We start from the raw sequence: 16,179 nt of genomic DNA, 5'->3' as shown, positions 1-16,179 counted from the left end.
TGAAACCGGTCAGTCCCGGTTGGCCACGCCGGCCTGGTCGAAGGTGGCATGCCCGTGTGGCAGGCGAGAGCCGAGCGCACGAGAGCCGTGGCCAACGCGGCGCCCGTGCCTTCGCCCAGCCTGAGCCCGAGGTCCAGCAACGGCGTCTTGCCGAGGCGCCGCAGCACGTCACCGTGGGCACCCTCGACCGAGCGATGCCCCGCCACGCAGTGGTCGAGCGCCGCGGGGTGGAGGGCGTGGAGCACGGCCGCGGCCGCGCAGACGACGTAGCCGTCGAGGATCACCGGAACGCGCTCGAGGCGGGCCGCGAGGATGGCCCCCACCATCGCGGCCACCTCGCGCCCACCGAGCCGACGCAGCACCTCGAGCGGATCGGAGAGGTGGTCGCGGTGCAGGGCCACGGCCTCCTCCACCACTGCCACCTTGCGGGCGAGGCCCGCGTCGTCCACGCCGGTGCCGCGGCCAACCCAATGCGCCGCATCCCCGCCGTACAGTGCGGCGTAGATCGCTGCCGCCACCGTCGTGTTGCCGATGCCCATCTCGCCCACGCAGATGAGGTCGGCGTCGTGAACGGCCTCCATGCCGAAGGCGATCGTCGCGGCACAGGCGGCCTCATCGAGCGCGGGTCCGGACGCGATGTCGCCGGTGGGGATGTCCAGAGCTAGCTCGAAGACCTTCAGCCCGAGGCCGAGGTGACTGCAGATCTGGTTGATGGCGGCCCCACCGGCCCCGAAGTTCGCCACCATGGCGGCCGTGACCGAGGACGGGTAGGGCGACACGCCTCGTGCCGCGACCCCATGGTTGCCCGCGAAGACCGCCACCATCTGCCTGGAGGCGGTCGGGACGGCCCTGGCCTGCACGGCCCCGAGCCAGACGGCGAGTTCCTCCAACCTGCCGAGCGAGCCGGGCGGCTTCGTCAGTTGTGCGTCGCGCGCGCGAACGGCGGCCACAGCCTACTCGTCGAGCGGCGGGATATGGGTCAGGACGGCGCGGATGTCGTCCAGGGGCAGGGTGCTGGTTATCGGGGGCTCGGGCTCGAGGGCGGGGTGCCTGGTGCATCGAGGTTCTGCGACGTGATCGGGACACCGTGCGAGGAGCCCTGCCGTCGCGCGAGACGACGGTGACGGGCGGACCCCGTGACGGTCCGGTCCCATCGGGCCGTTCGCGGCGTCGTGGCGCCGACCTTCACCGGGGGGACGTCAGCGCCGCCAGGACGGCGTCAAGACCGTCCGTCAGCGCTGCCGGGCCCGGTTGGAGGATGATCGACGACTTGATCTCGAAGATCCGGCCGAGACGTACGGCGGGGATCGAGTCCCAGCCGGGCCGGGCTCGGATCCGCTCCGGGACGACCTTCTTGCCGCACCACGAGGCGAGGATGACCTCCGGCGCCGCGTCGACGACTGCCTCCGGCGCCACGATACGATCCTTCGCCGCGGCTCGTCTGCCGAGGTCGGCGAAGACGTCGTCGCCGCCGGCGATCCGCACCAGGTCGGAGACCCAGCCGATGCCGCTGATCAGCGGAGCGTCCCACTCCTCGAAGTAGACCCTCCGGCGGGGGCGAGCCGACGCCGCCTCGGCCACCTCGGCGAGACGCCTCTCGTAGCGCGAGGCCAGCGCCTCGGCCGCTTCCGTCGCCGCAACCAACGCGCCGACCGTGCGGATCATCGCGAGGATGCCGGCGACGTCGCGCTGGTTGAACGCGTGTACCGCGACGCCGGCCCGGACCAGATCCGCCACGATCTGCGCCTGCAGGTCGGAGAAGGTGAGCACGAGGTCCGGATCGAGCGCCAGGATCTTCGGGACGTCGGCGGACACGAAGGCCGACACCCGGGGCTTCTCCCGCCTGACCTGGGGTGGTCGGACCGCGTAGCCCGACACGCCGACGATCCGATGGTCCTCCCCGAGCAGGTAGAGCGTCTCGACCGTCTCCTCGGTCAGGCAGACGATCCGGCGCGGCGGGAAGGCCCTCACGGCCGCGTCCCCGCCCCGTCGCGCTCGACGCCCGACGGCGTGTGGATCGCGCAGGGGACGTAGCCCTCCGGGAGGTCGGGGAAGGTCCATCGAGGGCCCGCGGACGCCCACGCGTTGTGTTCGGGGGGCGGGGAGCCTGCCGAGGCGACATCGTCCGCGACCGGGCAGGGGCCGTAGGCCTCGAACCGCCCGAGCGGATGCCGGAGGACGCGGGACGGCGAGGAGCCGAGCACGGCCTCGCGCATCGACGCGGGCAGGTCGAGCCACCGCCGGCCTGCGAGGCGGTCGAGGATGGCGATCGTCCTAGGGTCGCCGGTGCGCAGGGCCAGGGAGACAGCCGGTGCGCCGAGGCCGAGGTCGTACAGCATCTCGGACGAACCACCGGTCGAAATGGCCTCAAGGTCCCGCCCCAGCGGCCGTATCGCGTCCGCGGTCCTCGACACCACGTGGTCGGAGGTCACGGCCATCACGACCGTGCCAAACGACGCATCGTCGTCGAAGGTCAAGGCTCGCACGCGGTCGTCGAGATGGATCAGCATCGCGACATGTCGTCCCCGAGCGTGGAGACGTGTACCCCCACCGGCGACGGTCGGCCGTTCGTTACCCTCGACGCGGTACGCCATGAGGTCCGCGAACGCGCCGGGCGTCCAGTGCCCCCCCTCCGACTCGAACGTGCCCTCGACGAACGCGCCAATGTCGGCAAGCGTCCATGCGAGGCGATGCACTGTCAGACCGAGCGCCGCGCGCCGCGCCGGCAGTTCGGCCCAGACCCGCCGACGCAGGTCCGGTGAACCCGCCCAGCCGCCGATCTCGGCGCCTGTCCGCGCGCAGCCCCGACAGAGGCCGCTGGAGGCGTCGATGCGGCAGAGGCCGACGCAGGGGCTCGGGATGGGTGCCAGGACCGGGAACGCCGGCCCCGGTGCGGCGTCCCGCGGGTTCGGGGGCCTCATCGCCGGAGATAGGTGGAGAGCGGCGAGCAACGCGCCTCCCACCCCTCTCGCTCCAGCGCCGGCGTGTCGTCGACGATGCTCGGAAATCCGCAGCAGAAGTAGCCCACGAAGGTCCATTCCGATGGCACGTCGAGGTCTCGCGCGATCGAGGCGGGATCCAGGATGGAGACCCAGCCCAGGCCGATCCCCTCCGCCCGCGCGGCGAGCCAGAGTGTGTGGAGCGCCATGACGGCGGAGTACTCGATCGTCTCCGGCATGGTCAGGCGACCGAGGCCGTGTCCCTGGGAGCAGCTCCTGTCGGCGAAGAGGGCGAATTGGCACGGCGCCTCGTCCATGCCCGCCAGCTTGAGGCGGGCGTAGAGCGTGCCCCGGTCGCCCGACTGCCGACGCAGGGCTTCGGCGTTGCAGCGCTCGAAATTGGCGCGAACGGCCCTGCGCCGGCCGGCGTCCTCGACGGAGACGAAGCGCCAAGGCTGGCTGAGGCCGACTGAGGGGGCGAGGGCCGCGATCTCGATCAGACGCTCCAGCGTTCCCTCCGGAAGCGGCTCGCGCCTGAACCGCCTGACGTCGCGCCGCCATCGGAGGAGGTGCAGCAGGTCCTCCCGGAACGCCTCGTCGAATCGCTTCGACGGGAGAGGCTGGGTTGGGTCCGGGCTTCGCGAGGGGGCCGGGACCGCGGGACGGGGCCCGCTCGATCCCCCGTCCTGGGATGACACCTCGTGCCCCTCCCGCGCCATCATGCGTCGCCGGACTTCCGCCACGCCGCCTCCGCCTCGTTCCAAGCCGCCAACGGCTGGAGGTCGGGTACCCAGGCCAACCCGCTCCTGCTGTCGGACGAGACCGCGTCGGACGTCACCACCACGTCGAGCAGGGCCGGTCGCCGGGCGAGGGCGCGTGCGAGCGCATCCGGCAGGTCCTCGGCCCTCTCCACCCGCTCGGCATAGAGCCCGAGGCCTCGCGCCATGGCGGCGTAGTCGGCGTCCCGCAGCGTGGTCCCGACGACCCGGCCGTGGGTGACTTCCTGGTCGCGGACCTCGATCTGCCAGCCCCGATTGTTGGCCACCACGAACAGCACCTTGGCATCGTGGCGCACCGCCGTGTCGATCTCGACGGCGTTGAAGCCGAAGGCTCCGTCGCCCGTCGCCACCACCGTCACCCGTTCGGGGTAGGCCAGCGCGGCCGCAACGCCGTAGGGCACGCCGACGCCCAGGCAACCGAACGGCCCGGGATCGAGGACCGCGGCGGCCGAGAGGCCGACGCGTGCGAAGCTCAGGAAGTCGCCACCGTCGATCGCCAGCGTGGCGTCCGGGGGCAGCACGTCCCGCAGCGCGGCGACGAGTCGATTGGGGTGCATGTGACCGTCCGCCCCCGTCGGCGCCTCCGCCAGGGTCTTCCGCAACGAAGCCGCGCGGACCGCATGCCCGTCGCGTAACTCCGCCGCCCAGCGCGGGTCGACGGAGGACGGGCGGTCCGCGGCGTGGCGCAGCATCGCCTCGAGCGTCTCTCCGACGTCCGCGAGGATTGCCAGCGCACCGGATCGGTTGTCGCGCAACTCGGCAGGGCTGTCCGCGATGCGCAGGAATCGCGCGGCTCGGAAGACGGCTGGCGATCCATAGGCGAGCTGGAAGTCAAGCCGCCGCCCGAGCGTGACCACGAGATCCGCCTCCGCCATGGCGCGGCCGCGCATCGACCCCACTGCGTTCGGGTCGTCCTCCGGCACCAAGCCGCGGCTCTCCCCGGTGTCGAGGTAGGGACAGCCGAGTCTGGCGATCAGAGCTCGAACCCGGGCGCCGGAGCCGCGCGCGCCTCGGCCGGCCAGGAGGACCGGGCGGCGCGCCGACCAGAGCAGGTCCACGGCGCTCGCCACGGCCTCGGGAGCGGGGCGAGCGCGGAACCGTGGACGAGGCTCGACCAACTCCGGGAGCAGCATGCTCGCGGGGACGGGCGCCCTCAGCACGTCAGTGGGGAAATCCAGGAAGGCCGGACCTGGGTCGCCACCCTCGCCCTCCGCGCGTGCCAAGGCCTCGGCGAGCTCCTGAGGCACGAGGGCCGGGTCTCGGACGGTGCGTGCGTAGCGCGTCACCGGTCGCACGAGGCTCGGGTGGTCCATGTCCTGGAGCGCGCCCCTGTTCTCCTGCGGCCTGGGAGTGGTGCCGGACAAGACGAGCACGGGCGTGCGTGACACGTGGGCGTTGGCGATGCCGGTCAGGGCGTTGGTGACTCCCGGTCCGGCGGTGACTAGGGCGACACCGACGCGGCCGGTCAGTTCGGCCTCCGCTTGTGCCATGTGGACGGCGGCGCGCTCGTCACGGACGTCGACGATACGGATCCCCTCCTCCGCCAACGCCATCCAGATCGGCATGACGTGACCGCCGCACAGTCCGTAGATCCGTTCGATTCCGCGCGTTCGAAGGACCCGCGCGATGACCGCGGCGGTCTGCCGCGGGACAGGGCTCACCGGTTCACCATCCGGGCAGGCGTCACGAAGACCATCGCGGCGCCGATGATGAGCGCGACCGAGAGGACGAGCACGCCCGCGTTGGTGCTGCCCGTGAGGTCCTTCACGTAGCCGAGGAGGTAGGGGCTGATGAACCCAGCGACACTGCCGACCGAGTTCGCCACCGCGAGGCCCATGGCCGCCGCCGCACCTGTCAGGATCGCGGGCGGCAGCACGTAGAACTGCGGCACGCAGGTCAGGATGCCGGAAGAGGCTACGGTGAGAGCCGCAAGCGCGACCACGGTGTTCTGCGAGTAGATGACGCTGACCACGAGCCCGGCGGCACCCACCAGGGCCGGAAGAGCGAGATGCCATCGGCGCTCGCGGTGCCGGTCCGAACTCCTGCCCACAAGGATCATCGTCACGAAGGCCCCCGTGTACGGTATGGCCGTGAGCAGGCCGACGGACAGCGGATCCCTCACCCCGCTGTCCTTGATGATCGACGGGAGCCAGAAGCTGACGCCATAGAGACCCATGGTGAAGAAGAAGTAGGTGAAGCTGAGGATCCAGACCCTCCTGTCGAGAAGGCCGTCGCGCGCCGAGACCAGAGGCTTGTCACGGCTCTCGGCCACCACGTCGGCGCGGATCTTGTCCTTCTCCGCGGTCGTCAGCCATCGTGCGGCATCGATCGAGTTGTCGAGATGGACGAAGCACAGGATGCCCAGGATGACGGCCGGCAGACCCTCGACCAGGAACATCCACTGCCAGCCCGCGAGACCCGCCTTGCCGTCGAGCGCGCTCATCAGCCAACCAGACAGCGGGCCGCCGATGACGCCCGAGAGCGGGATTCCCGCGAGGAACAGCGCCGAGGCCTTGCCGCGCTGCGAGGAGGGGAACCAGATCATCAGGTAGTAGATGATCGCGGGGATGAACCCCGCCTCGGCGGCGCCCAGCAGGAAGCGCAACGCGTAGAACATGTTCGCGGACGTGGTCACCAACGTGAGGGCGGAGATGATGCCCCACGTGATCAGGATGCGACCGATCCAGGCGCGGGGGCCGACCCGCATCATGAGCATGTTGCTGGGGATCTCGAAGATCACATACCCGACGAAGAACATGCCGGCGCCGAGCCCGTACACGGTCTCGGAGAGGCCGAGGTCCTTCAGCATCTGCAACTTGGCGAAACCGACATTAACTCGGTCAAGGTAGGCCCCGATGTAGCAGGCCAAGAGCAACGGCATGATTCGCCACATGACCTTGCTGTAGAGCGTTCGAGTCGCGCTCGCGTCCGTGGTCATCGATACGGCTTCGATCGTCATGGATCCCTCCCCCTGGTGCCCGGCCTTTCCGGCTCGTCGCGCTTCGATTCGTCATCTGGCGGTGCTCGTCGTGCGGGCGGCGGTTCGCCCGGCCTGACGCCGGACCGCCTATCCGGCGCCCTCGCGGCGCGCGGCCAAGCTCCGTTGCGCGTCGCGGAACGCGTGCCCGTAGGCGACGTAGTGCCCGATGGTCTCGGACAACATGGACCGACGGGCGTCGTCGAGGGGTTTCAGGGGCTTGGCGGGGCGACTGCCCCACAGCCACCCGGACCTTAGCACCTGGCCGTAGGTGGTCACGGTCCCGGCAGCCACGAGCACGTCGTCCTCGACCACCGTTCCCTCGCCGAGGACGGCGCCTATACCCACGAGACTCCGGGATCCCACGCGGCAGGCGCTCATGCGGACGTTGTGACCGATGGTCGTGTCGTCGCCGATCGTCACCACGCCCTCCGGCGCGGTGACGACGCTGTTGTCCTGGATGTTTGTGTTGCGTCCGACCGTAACGGCGGCCGCGTCGAACCGGCATCCGAAGAACACGCCGGCGCCAGGTGCCAGGACGAGGTCGCCGCGGACCACCGCCGTGTCGGCGACGAAATGCGCTCCCCGGCCGTCGTCTCCCCAGCGCCCCTCGGTCCTGATCTGCCGCGCCGCCGCGACGGCGGCCTCGGCCCGGATCGACGCCACCCGCTCCCGGCACTCCTCGAGCGAGATGCTACCTATCCTGACGGCCGGGCTTCCGGCGTAGCGCCCGCCCGGCTCCAACGTCGAGCGCGGGTAGATGGTGGATCCCGCCTCGATCAGCACGCCGGCGCCGACGACGCTGGCGTCGAGGATGACGACGTCATCCTCGATCGCGCAATCGTCAGCGACCGTGCAGGCGTGGACCACCGCGTTCCGCCCCACCGCCACGCGATCACCGATGACGGTCGCGAAGAGGCCGTGCGCGATGTGCACGGTCGATCCCTCGCCGAGGCAGAACCCGGCGCCGATCGACACTGTCTCCCCGTCGGCTCGGATCACCGCGAAGGGGCCTAGGACTAGGTCGGCGCCGACCGTCACGCGGCCGAGCACGCTGGCACCCGCGCCGCTGGTCGAAGGAGGACTTGCGAAAGCGGGGCTGACGCCTGCGAAGGGCAGGATCAAGGGTCGGGGTTCGATCGACAACAGGTCACTCCGATGCGGTGAGGTCGACCCCCGGCGGTCGAGGGCGCGGGCTGGCGTCCTCAGAAAACCGGCACCTCGCGATAGGTGCCCCAGATGGCCTTCAGCCTCTCGACGATCTCACCCATCGTCGCGCCCTCGCGGACGAGTTCGATCGTCACTGGCATCATGTTCTGTTGGGGATCCTTCGCCGTCTCCACCAAACGCTCCATGAGGAGGTCGTACTTGGCCGCGTCGCGCTCGCGCCGGACCCGCTGCGTCCGGGCGACCTGACGGTCGGCCGTGGTCTGGTCGTACGGATGGGTGTGGATCTTGGGATCGGGCGTGTCGTCGACGAAGCGGTTCACGCCGATCACCGGCTTCTCGCCCGACTGCTTGCGGAGGGCGGTCTCGTAGGCGAAGTCGGCAATGTGGCGCTGGAACCAACCGTCCTGGATCATCTTCAGCGTGCCGCCACGTTCTTCGACCTCCTTCAGGATGTCGAAGATGCGCTTCTCGTACTCCGTGGTCAGGCTTTCCACGTAGTACGAACCACCTAGGGGGTCGACGACCTGGGTGACGTTGGACTCCTCGGCTATCACCTGTTGGGTCCGGAGCGCCATCCGCATGGCATCCTCAGTGGGAATGGCGAAGGCCTCGTCGTAGCCGTTCGTGTGGAGCGACTGGCAGCCGCCGAGCACCGCCGCCATGGCTTGGAAGGAGGTCCGGACGACGTTGACCATGTACTGCGGCTTGGTGAGCGAGGCGGCTGCCGTCTGGCAGTGGAAGCGCAGGCGCATCGACTCCGGGTTCTTGGCGCCGAACCGCTCCTTCATGATCTTAGCGTAACAGCGCCGGAGAGCGCGGAACTTCGCGACCTCTTCGAAGAAGTCCGCTTGACAGACAAAGAAGAACGCGAGTCTAGGGGAAAACTCATCGACCGTCATGCCCGTCTTGAGCACCTCCTCGACGTACACGATGAGGTTCGCGAGGGTGAACGCGGCCTCGTGTAACGGCGACGAACCCGCCTCCGAGATGTGGTAGCCCGAGATGTTGATCGGGTTGTAGCGCTTCATCGTCTTGGCGCAGTAGGTGATGCAGTCGCGCACGATGCGTACCGATGGCTCCACCGGGAAGATGTACTCCTTCTGCGCCATATACTCCTTCAGGATGTCAGCCTGAACGGTGCCGCTGAGCTTGTTGAGGTCGTACCCGCGCTTCTCGGCCAGGGCGATGTACATCGCCAGCAGGATCCAGGCGCTCGGGTTGATCGTCATCGACACAGAGATGTTCTCGAGGTCGATACCGTCGAACAGCGCCTCCATGTCGGCCAGGGTGTCGATGGCCACGCCCTCGCGGCCGACCTCGCCCTCGCTCATGGCGTGGTCGGAGTCGTAGCCCATCAGCGTGGGCATGTCGAAGTCGGTCGAGATGCCCGTCTGGCCCTGGGCGATCAGGTACTTGAAGCGGACGTTGGTGTCCTCGCCGGTGCCAAAGCCGGCGATCTGGCGCATGGTCCAGTTCCGCGACCGGTACATGGTCGGGTAGGGTCCGCGGGTGAAGGGGTAACGGCCGGGTAGGCCGATGTCCTCGGGCGGCGTCTCGGCCAGGTCGGCTGCCGTGTAGGTCCGTCTGACCGGGATGTCACCGAGGGTGAAGAACTCGTCCTTCCGCTCCTTCTGCTTGCGCAGGAAGTTGGCGACCTCGTTGGTCTCCCAGTCCCGGACCTCGGCGCGGATCGCCTCCACCTGGTCCTGCGCGCGCGCGCCACGGTCGGTCATGTCATCCATCGTGGTTCTCCCTCAGACCCTGTCGTTCACTTTAAAGACTCGGCCACAAGTTCCTCGGCCAACGTATATGGGTCACCGTTCCGGGCCTCGAGACGCGACGCGAGGTCACCCACGCCCGGTGCGGCGAACTTCGAGAAGCGCGCCATCAGCAGGTTCTCGGCCGTCTTCAGCAGGCGGAAGCGCGCGATAGCCATTCGCCGGGGCCTGCCCCGCTCTCTATCCATGGTCAGGGCGCGGTGTCGCTCCACGGCGTCGATGAACGCTTCGAAGCCCTCGCCCGAGTAGGAGGAGATGCCAAGCACAGGCACCCTCCAGTCCGGCCCCGGCCCGTGGTGGGCGTTGAGCGTCATCATGCCCTTCAGGTCGGCCAGCGTCCGATGGGCGTCGCTGCGATCGCTCTTCGAAACCACGTGGACGTCCGCGATCTCGAGCATGCCCGCCTTGATGGCCTGCACCTCGTCACCGAGGCCGGGCGCGGACACGACCACGGTCGTGTGGGAGGCCTTGGCGATCTCGACCTCGTCCTGGCCGACGCCGACCGTCTCGATGACTACCGTGTCGAACCCGGCGACGTCGAGGATGTCGACGGCGTCGAGCGCCGCTCGCGCCATGCCTCCCATGGCCCCTCGCGTCGCCATCGATCGAATGAAGACGTCGGGATCGAGCGCGAGGTCGGTCATGCGGATGCGGTCGCCGAGGATCGCCCCGCCAGAGTATGGGCTCGAGGGATCGACCGCGACGACACCGACCCGATGCCCTCGGCTCCGCAGCATGGTCGCGAACCGCGCGACCAGCGTCGACTTGCCCGACCCCGGGACGCCGGTGATGCCGATGACGTTGGCGCGACCAGCACGCCGGTAGATCTCGGCGAGTGCCGGCTTGGCCTCGTCGACGCCCGCCTCCGCGCGGGAGATGAGGCGCGCGACGGCGGCCGTGTGGCCCGCCACGACGCGCTCGACGAGCTCCATCGAGGGAACGTACGAACTCATGCACCACCCTCCGCGGCGATCTGCTGGCGCAGCTCGCGGAACACGGCCCGGTCGTCGACGACGCGGCGGGCCTTGAAGTCGGTGCGCGGGAGGAGGCCCTGCTGAACGATCTCGACGGCCGTGCGCAGTCCGAGCATCTTCTGCATGCGACGGGCGACCTCGGCGCGGAACGCCGCCACCTCACCCTCACCCCTGGAGGCGGCGTCCGCATGAGCCTCGACGCGCAGCAGGAGCTCGTCCATCGCCGCCTCGCGCGTGATCACGATCTGATGCTCACCGCCGTAGGCAGGCAGCTCGTTCAGGACCGCATCGATCTCGCTCGGGTATATGTTCTCGCCGCGGATCGTGAACATGTCGTCGATCCGTCCGAAGATGCCCTGCGGCAGGCGTGGATAGGTGCGTCCGCAGGGATTGGGCTCGTCCGTCCACAGCGTCAGGTCACCAGAGGCCAGACGGATCATCGGCTGGGATGTCCGCTCGAGATGCGTGTAGACGGGCGTCCCGCGCTGCCCGTAGGGCACGCGCCTCATCGTCTTGGGGTCGCAGACCTCGGTGTAGACCACGTCCTGCCAGCACAGCAGGCCAGACGTCTCCAAAGTGCCGGCGACGTTCATGAAGGGCGTCATCTCGGCCATGGAGCCGCAGTCGAAGACCTTGGCGCCGTAGAAGTCCTCGATCTTGTCCCGGACGCCCGGGATGGAGGCACCCGGCTCACCAGAGAAGAACATGGCGCGCAGGCCGAACTTGCGCGGGTCCAACCCCTCCCCGATCGCCGCCTGGGCGAGGTGGAGTGCGTAGGTCGGCGTCCCGTAGAACGCGGCTGGCTTCATGAGGTCGAGCCACTGCGCACAGCGGATCGTCATGCCGGGAGCACCGGCCCCAAATGGGAAGGCCTTGGCGCCGAGACGCTCCGCGCCCGCCAGGGCTCCCCAGCTGCCCATGTAGAGGCTCAGGATCGCGGCCACGCAGACCATGTCGCCGGGACGGATCCCCATTCCCCACATGATGCGTGCGTGGGCGTTGGCCACCGCCTTCCAGTCGTTCCGACCGATGGCGAACGCTGTCGGGCGACCGGTGGTGCCGCTCGTCCCGTGGATGTGGAAGATCTCGCTGTCGGGGACGCACAGGTAGTCGCCGAAGGGCTGGTTCTCCGCCTGCGAACGGCGAAGGTCGGCCTTCGTCACCACCGGCACCTTCTCCTCGAAGTCCTCGAGGGTACGCAGGTGGCTCGGATGGAACCCCGCTTCGTCCCACTTGCGCCTGTAGAACGGCGCGTTGTCGTAGGCGTAACTGCAGACCTGCTGAAGTCGCTCCAGGATGAGCTTCTCGCGATCAGCAGCCGGCATGGTCTCCCGCTTCGGAAACCAGTAACGGCTGTCCGCGGGTGGGACGTAGGAATCGTCGTACCTCGGGGGAAATGACCAGTCTTCCATGGCTAACCTCCCGATCAGCGCGGACCGCGCTCTTGCACGAGACGGTTCAGCGTCGAGACGATGTAATCGGGCGGGGTATCCTGCAGGAGCACCTCACGCACGCCCATCTTCTTCAGCTCGACGACGTCCTCGTCGGGCATGACGCCACCGGCGATGACGATCATGTCGGAGGCGCCCTTCTCCTCCAGTAGCTTGAAGATCTTTGGGAAGACGGTCAGTTGGACTCCCGAGAGCAGGCTGACGCCGAGCACGTCGACGTCTTCTTGAACGGCAGCGTTGACGACCTCCTCGGGCGTGCGGTGGAGGCCCGTGTATACGACGTCCATGCCTGCGTCGCGCAGGGTTCGGGCGACCACCTTGACCCCACGGTCGTGCCCGTCAAGCCCGACCTTCGCGAGGAGCACACGTACTGGCTGCATCCAATCTCTCCCTGTCTGGTTCTTACTGAACTCTGAATTCAGTGGAGGTTGATCCACGCCTGCCCCCCTGTCAAGGTTAGAACCCGCGATCCGGAGCACGCAGGGATGGCCGGTCCGGCGTCGGAGCATACGTTCGAGAAAGGGCACCTCGTGTGGCGCGGTGCAGGGGCGTCGGCTATCTATGCGGTGACGGTCGTGGTGAGCCCAGTGGACTGTGGACCGGGGCCGGTGTGATGAAAGCGGACCGAAGTGATTGAGACGCTAAGGAGCGAGAAGCATCTTGTCGATCAGGCGTACGACGTGATCCTGGACGCTCTCTGTGACGGCACTCTGAAGTCCGGTGAGCGCATCACGCAGGAAGACATCGCGGCACGCCTCAACGTTTCCAGACAACCCGTGACCCACGCCCTCGCGGTTCTCAAGTCGCAGGGGTTCCTGATCTCGTCTGGTCGCCGCGGGCTCACCGTGGCGCCAGTGGAAATGAAGTTCTTCGCCGAGATATACCAGATGCGGTCCGTGCTGGAGCCCCTCGCCGTGAGGCTGGGGTGCTCGCGGCTGTCGACCAGCGCCATCGTGAAGGGTAGGTCCATCGTCGAGCACGGCCGCAACATGATGATCGCCGGCGATGCCAGGGCGAGCCTCCAAGCCGACGTGGACTTCCACTCGTTCATATACGAGCTCTCGGGGAACGCGCTGATCGGCGAGAGCCTGAAGCTCCACTGGAAGCATCTGCGCCGAGCCATGGGAGAGGTGCTGCGCTACCCGGGGATGTCGATCAGCGTCTGGCAGGAGCACGGGCGCATCATCGAGGCGATGGCGAGGGGCGACGGTGACGCGGCCGCCGACATGATGTGCAAACACATCGTCAGTGCCGCCGAGAGGATAGGGTTCGAGGCGAACCCGGCCCCCGGGATCGAGGCAGAGTCGGGCGAGCCAGGCCGGATCCGCAAACCGAGCGATCGATCGTGATGACCGCGCCCCATGCCCTTCTAGGGTCGCTGGCGGGGACGCACGCAAGCGGTGATGGGATCGACGACGAGGGTACGGCGACGGCGGCTCGAAACGCTCGACCTCTCGTGATACCGAGGACCTGACTTCTGAGGAGGGAACCGCTGATGGGGGCGACACAAGGCAAGCGGATCGCGGCAGGGCTCCTCGATCTGGAGATCCACACCGCACAGACGGGCGACGGAACCTGGGTCGCTGCGACCAGATCTACGCCGTTCCTCTACATAACCGCGGCGACTTACGACGACCTGCTTCGCAGGCTGAGAACCTGCTGCGAGTTCTACCTATCGAAGCAGGCTGCGATCACCTCGTGCTTGACGGCGCGTGAGGCCATGATGGTCCAACCGAACCTCGAGAACGTCGGGCGCTTCCTACTCCGCGATATCATGAAGGTTGGTTGAGCCATGGGCGCCTACGCTGATTTCGCGGGCATTTCCGATGAGAGTCTCAGGATGCGAGGCTTCGAGCTCATAGCCGAGGATGACTTCGTCAAGCTGTACATGAGCGAGGTGGGCCCCCAGATCGTCTCGAAGGAGGACGCGTCGCGCTTCCTCTGGATCGAGGACGACCATGACCTCGCACTTCATCCGAGGACGACGTTGAGGATGGCACCTCCCTGGTGAGCGAGACCGAGCCGCGCGGGGCGGATCAGGGCCCCTCGCGTCATCGCTGATCGCAGCGCGGAGTGGCAGGCCCGGTGAACCAGGTGACTCGTCGCCCCACGTCGCTCCCTCGTCGATGGGACGACGCCCCCCGTGCCACATCGGAACAGACCAGCGACAAGGGCGAACCGTCCCAGCGATGCCGGACGCGGGCTGACGAACGATGCCTACGCGAATGAATTCAGAATTCTGCATCCTGACCTGGTCGAGTACATTGACCCTTGGCGACGCCAGCCGTATGTCTTGAGTAGCACTGGTTCCCCGCGAGGGGATCGGCGCCCCACCCGGGCGCCAAATGGGAATTCGGACGCGCCCCGCTCAAGGGTGCGAGGCCGGAGCTGCCCCCGCAACTGTGAGCGGACAGCCGAATCGTCACGAAGCCACTGTGGAGCGCGTAGCGTCACGGGAAGGCGACGATCAAGCGTCATGATCCGCTAGCCAGGAGACCTGCCGTGCTGGCGCCGCCGTCCACCGAGACGGCGCAGCGATGTTGGCGCGCGCCGGGCGGGGTGTCCCGGCGTCTCTGTTCGGCCAGTCATTGGCCGCGCATCCGGCGGACTCGTTCCGCAGGACGCCGCATCCCGCTCCTTCGGTGAAGAAGAGGGAGGTAGTGACGCCATGCAGGACACTGGATCGACGAGTCCGCCAGCCGTCACTACGATCCACGTCTGCGTGACCTGCCGGTCGGAGGGCGAGACCGACCCGGTCCGGGCCGGCCGCCGCCTGCACGACGCGCTGGCGGCCGAGTTCGGTGCCGATCCCGCCGTCGCGCTCGTGCCGGTCGAATGCCTCAGCGCGTGCCGCCGGCCCTGTACGGTGTCCTTCGCGGCACCCGGCAAGTGGACCTACGTCTACGCCGACATGCCGGCCGAGGGCACCGCCCCCGTCGTGGCCGAGGCCGCCCGCCTCTATGCCGCCACGCCCGACGGGCTGATTCCCTGGAAATTGCGCGCCGACCCCATCAAGCGCGGCGTCGTGGCCCGCGTGCCCCCGCTCCCCATCGCAGGACAGACAGCATGAAAGCGCTCGCCAAGGTTCCCGTGACGGTGGTGACCGGCTTCCTCGGAGCCGGCAAGACCACGCTGATCCGCCACCTGCTCGAGGGCGCCCACGGCCGCCGGCTGGCGCTCATCATCAACGAATTCGGCGACGTCGGCGTCGACGGCGACATCCTGCGCTCCTGCGGCATCGAATCCTGCCCCGAGGAGAACATCGTCGAGCTCGCCAACGGCTGCCTGTGCTGCACGGTGGCGGACGATTTCGTGCCCGCCATCGAGGCGCTGCTGGCGCGCGAGCCGCGGCCCGACCACATCGTGGTCGAGACCTCGGGCCTCGCCCTGCCGAAGCCGCTCGTCAAGGCCTTCGACTGGCCGGCGATCCGCGCCCGCGTCACCGTCGACGGCGTCGTGGCGGTGGTGGACGGCGCCGCCGTCGCGGAAGGCCGCTTCGCCGACGATCCCGCCAAGCTCGCCGCCCAGCGCCAGGCCGACGGCTCGGTCGACCACGACAACCCGCTGGAGGAGGTCTACGAGGACCAGCTCCTGTGCGCCGACCTCGTGGTGCTGAACAAGGCCGACCTGCTCGCCCCCGAGCGGCTCGAGGCGGTGGCGGCCGAGATCCGCGCCACGGTGCCGCGCGCCGTCAAGGTGGTGGCGACCCGCGAGGGCCGGATCGACGCCGCCGTGCTGCTCGGCCTCGGCGCCGCCGCCGAGGACGACCTCGCCAACAGGCCTTCCCACCACGACGCCGAGGAGGGGCACGACCACGACGACTTCGACTCCTTCGTGCTCGACGTCCCGGCCCTCGACGATCCCGAAGCCTTCACGCGCAAGCTCGCCGGCGTGGCGGAGCGCCACGGCGTGCTGCGCACCAAGGGATTCCTGGCCGTGGCCGGCAAGCCCATGCGGCTGCTGGTGCAGGGGGTCGGGAGCCGCTTCCGCCAGCAGTTCGACCGGCCCTGGGCGCCCGGCGAGGCGCGGCGCGGCCGGCTCGTCGTGATCGGCGAGAAGGGCATCGACCGGGCCGCCATCGCGGTCGACATCGGGGCGTGACGGCGGGATA

The 16,179-nt window shown here is 68.7% G+C and carries 15 protein-coding genes, 1 pseudogene and 1 riboswitch; of the genes and pseudogenes, 5 read left to right on the top strand and 11 right to left on the bottom strand.

What is annotated here, in order from left to right; all coding sequences use genetic code 11:
* Window positions 1–9: 9 nt before the first annotated feature.
* The 11 genes and pseudogenes from cobT to D3272_RS13215 form a co-directional block, all read right to left on the bottom strand.
* Window positions 10–1,022 (bottom strand): annotated as a pseudogene (gene cobT, locus D3272_RS13265) (nicotinate-nucleotide--dimethylbenzimidazole phosphoribosyltransferase).
* A 163-nt stretch (window positions 1,023–1,185) separates the two neighbouring features.
* On the bottom strand, window positions 1,186–1,971 hold the full coding sequence (locus tag D3272_RS13260; RefSeq protein WP_129219673.1) for a cobalamin-binding protein: 786 nt from the start codon (window positions 1,969–1,971) through the stop codon (window positions 1,186–1,188).
* Window positions 1,968–2,951, bottom strand: a complete 984-nt coding sequence (locus tag D3272_RS27955; RefSeq protein WP_245496550.1) for a DUF1289 domain-containing protein — start codon at window positions 2,949–2,951, stop codon at window positions 1,968–1,970. The genes D3272_RS13260 and D3272_RS27955 overlap by 4 nt, the downstream gene beginning before the upstream one ends.
* Window positions 2,918–3,682: a 5,6-dimethylbenzimidazole synthase gene (gene bluB / locus D3272_RS13250; RefSeq protein WP_245496549.1), complete on the bottom strand. Its 765-nt coding sequence runs from the start codon at window positions 3,680–3,682 to the stop codon at window positions 2,918–2,920. Before bluB ends, D3272_RS27955 begins: the two co-directional genes overlap by 34 nt.
* Window positions 3,658–5,379 (bottom strand): thiamine pyrophosphate-binding protein, encoded by a 1,722-nt coding sequence (locus D3272_RS13245; protein WP_245496548.1) that lies wholly within the window; start codon window positions 5,377–5,379, stop codon window positions 3,658–3,660. The genes bluB and D3272_RS13245 overlap by 25 nt, the downstream gene beginning before the upstream one ends.
* Window positions 5,376–6,677: an MFS transporter gene (locus D3272_RS13240; protein WP_129219672.1), complete on the bottom strand. Its 1,302-nt coding sequence runs from the start codon at window positions 6,675–6,677 to the stop codon at window positions 5,376–5,378. Before D3272_RS13240 ends, D3272_RS13245 begins: the two co-directional genes overlap by 4 nt.
* A 108-nt stretch (window positions 6,678–6,785) precedes the next feature.
* Entirely contained in the window at window positions 6,786–7,673 is an 888-nt protein-coding gene (locus tag D3272_RS13235) for a gamma carbonic anhydrase family protein (RefSeq protein WP_245496547.1), read from the bottom strand.
* 227 nt (window positions 7,674–7,900) lie between these two features.
* Window positions 7,901–9,607 (bottom strand): methylmalonyl-CoA mutase family protein, encoded by a 1,707-nt coding sequence (locus tag D3272_RS13230; RefSeq protein ID WP_245496546.1) that lies wholly within the window; start codon window positions 9,605–9,607, stop codon window positions 7,901–7,903.
* 26 nt (window positions 9,608–9,633) lie between these two features.
* On the bottom strand, window positions 9,634–10,596 hold the full coding sequence (meaB, locus tag D3272_RS13225; RefSeq protein ID WP_129219670.1) for a methylmalonyl Co-A mutase-associated GTPase MeaB: 963 nt from the start codon (window positions 10,594–10,596) through the stop codon (window positions 9,634–9,636).
* Complete coding sequence (locus D3272_RS13220) at window positions 10,593–11,942, bottom strand: phenylacetate--CoA ligase family protein (RefSeq protein WP_245496545.1); 1,350 nt, start codon at window positions 11,940–11,942, stop codon at window positions 10,593–10,595. The genes meaB and D3272_RS13220 overlap by 4 nt, the downstream gene beginning before the upstream one ends.
* A 101-nt stretch (window positions 11,943–12,043) precedes the next feature.
* Window positions 12,044–12,448 (bottom strand): cobalamin B12-binding domain-containing protein, encoded by a 405-nt coding sequence (locus D3272_RS13215; RefSeq protein WP_129219668.1) that lies wholly within the window; start codon window positions 12,446–12,448, stop codon window positions 12,044–12,046.
* 249 nt (window positions 12,449–12,697) lie between these two features.
* Between D3272_RS13215 and D3272_RS13210 the strand changes: the two genes are divergently transcribed.
* The 5 genes from D3272_RS13210 to cobW all read left to right on the top strand — a co-directional run bounded on the left by D3272_RS13210 (window position 12,698) and on the right by cobW (window position 16,169).
* Window positions 12,698–13,417, top strand: coding sequence for a GntR family transcriptional regulator (locus tag D3272_RS13210; protein WP_207210207.1), 720 nt, complete (start codon window positions 12,698–12,700; stop codon window positions 13,415–13,417).
* Between the two features lie 146 nt (window positions 13,418–13,563).
* Window positions 13,564–13,857 (top strand): hypothetical protein, encoded by a 294-nt coding sequence (locus tag D3272_RS13205; protein ID WP_129219667.1) that lies wholly within the window; start codon window positions 13,564–13,566, stop codon window positions 13,855–13,857.
* Window positions 13,858–13,860: 3 nt separating this feature from the next.
* Window positions 13,861–14,079: a hypothetical protein gene (locus D3272_RS13200; protein WP_129219666.1), complete on the top strand. Its 219-nt coding sequence runs from the start codon at window positions 13,861–13,863 to the stop codon at window positions 14,077–14,079.
* Window positions 14,080–14,355: 276 nt separating this feature from the next.
* A riboswitch (cobalamin riboswitch) is annotated at window positions 14,356–14,587 on the top strand.
* Between the two features lie 149 nt (window positions 14,588–14,736).
* Window positions 14,737–15,138, top strand: coding sequence for a DUF1636 family protein (locus D3272_RS13195; RefSeq protein WP_129219665.1), 402 nt, complete (start codon window positions 14,737–14,739; stop codon window positions 15,136–15,138).
* Window positions 15,135–16,169, top strand: coding sequence for a cobalamin biosynthesis protein CobW (gene cobW / locus D3272_RS13190; protein WP_129219664.1), 1,035 nt, complete (start codon window positions 15,135–15,137; stop codon window positions 16,167–16,169). The genes D3272_RS13195 and cobW overlap by 4 nt, the downstream gene beginning before the upstream one ends.
* Window positions 16,170–16,179: the final 10 nt, after the last annotated feature.

Source organism: Lichenibacterium ramalinae (assembly GCF_004137085.1).
Classification (GTDB): domain Bacteria; phylum Pseudomonadota; class Alphaproteobacteria; order Rhizobiales; family Beijerinckiaceae; genus Lichenihabitans; species Lichenihabitans ramalinae.
The sequence above is the reverse complement of the archived record's forward strand: the minus strand, read 5'-3'. Positions and strand labels throughout refer to the sequence as shown.